The organism is Bifidobacterium sp. wkB344 (assembly GCF_003688305.1).
Classification (GTDB): Bacteria; Actinomycetota; Actinomycetes; order Actinomycetales; family Bifidobacteriaceae; genus Bombiscardovia; species Bombiscardovia mizhiensis.
Genome location: NZ_NPOQ01000002.1, coordinates 1 through 1,733, shown reverse-complemented (window position 1 = coordinate 1,733; position 1,733 = coordinate 1). Strand labels below are relative to the sequence as shown.

Annotated in this window: 1 protein-coding gene; it reads left to right on the top strand. The window is 58.1% G+C overall.

From position 1 onward, the window contains the following. The first annotated feature begins 1,430 nt into the window (after positions 1-1,430). Entirely contained in the window at positions 1,431-1,568 is a 138-nt protein-coding gene (locus CI601_RS08590) for a hypothetical protein (protein WP_395947988.1), read from the top strand. Positions 1,569-1,733 lie beyond the last annotated feature (165 nt).

Here is a 1,733-nt window from a genome sequence, read left to right as displayed (position 1 = left end):
ACATGAGGGTATCCTTCCGATTCCCCTGCAGGATTGTCCCCGCGGATGCCAAGGAGCACTTTCCTACTGCCGCACCAGCCACACCGCCAATGGGATTATCCCCGCATATGCAGGGAGCGCACAGCATTCTCGTCCCTGGCCGAGTAGACAGCCGGATCATCTCCAGAGAATCAAACAATCCTCTTCAAACCATACTCATGTTCAAACCATGAAGTGGTTATGGATTCTTCGCCGACACTCCTAATAGTGATTCTTTTACTGATTGAAACAGTATGTCGGAGCCCGGGAATGAACTAGTCGAATCGCCTTATACCGATAACTCCATAGAAATTCACCTCTGCTTTGCCGCCGCCGCAACCTGTACCGTAGTATATGCGATCCTATTGGATCATTCTCCTGTCCGCATCATCCAGCGAATCCCAGACCAGGCGTTCGGTTTCACCCATTTCTCGATGAGGGGATGTCTCGACGGATAGCCATCGATCAGATCCTCATGAATGTTGTCATGACAGGTACAGGCACAATCCCTGGATGCCCTTTCTCTCATGAAATCCTCAAGTATTTTCTGATCGCCTCCTCTCATATTGGTGAACCTGAGGACATCCATTAGATGTCCTTTAAGATCAGCCCCGAGGATGCGGGGGAACACGCTCGATGTGGTCGAGCAGCAACTTCTCCGTCAGGATCATCCCCGATGCCCTGCAAGCCGCCTGTAGAATCATCCCCGCGGATGCAGGGAGCACCTCGGCAAGCCAGAGGATTGGTCCGACGGCAAGGGATCATCCCCGCGGATGCGGGGAGCACCGACTGGAAGACCAACCCACAGACACAGGTGAAGGATCATCCCCGAGGATGCGGGGAGCACCAGTGCGTTGACTAGCTGTATCGCCCCTTCAATCAGTGCGCCCACGCTGGGATCATCCCCGCAGATGCGGGGAGCACTCCAGGACCACGCCTCCGGGACGGCATCCGGCCGGATCATCCCCGCAGATGCGGGGAGCACCGACACCGATATCACGGTGCGCATCTACAACGAGGATCATCCCCGCAGATGCGGGGAGCACTGCTTGTCTGGCTTGTCCTGGGCGTTGATCCGGGGATCATCCCCGCAGATGCGGGGAGCACAGGGTCAGCTCCGTGTCATTGGGAGACAGCTTGGGATCATCCCCGCAGATGCGGGGAGCACGAGGCATTGACAACAAGGAGGTTGTCATGAACAGGATCATCCCCGCGGATGCGGGGAGCACGGATACATGTACCGCAGGAACGAGTCTACGCCGGGATCATCCCCGCGGATGCGGGGAGCACGGTCCATTTGTTATTGGAAGCGATCTGCTGGAAGGACCATCCCCGCGGATGCGGGGAGCACAAGGCGCTTCATAAGCCGATACTGCACATCCGAGGATCATCCCCGCGGATGCGGGGAGCACATGAACGAGAACAAGGTGCGGACCAGGAAGCAGGGGATCATCCCCGCGGATGCGGGGAGCACCGACTGGAAGACCAACCCACAGACACAGGTGAAGGATCATCCCCGAGGATGCGGGGAGCACCAGTGCGTTGACTAGCTGTATCGCCCCTTCAATCAGTGCGCCCACGCTGGGATCATCCCCGCAGATGCGGGGAGCACTCCAGGACCACGCCTCCGGGACGGCATCCGGCCGGATCATCCCCGCAGATGCGGGGAGCACCGACACCGATATCACGGTGCGCATCTACAACGAGGATCATCC

What these genes read in the sequence shown, in the direction of transcription:
- CI601_RS08590 (WP_395947988.1), top strand. Translation starts at nt 1,431, where the DNA reads ATGAACGAGAACAAGGTGCGGACCAGGAAGCAGGGGATCATCCCCGCG.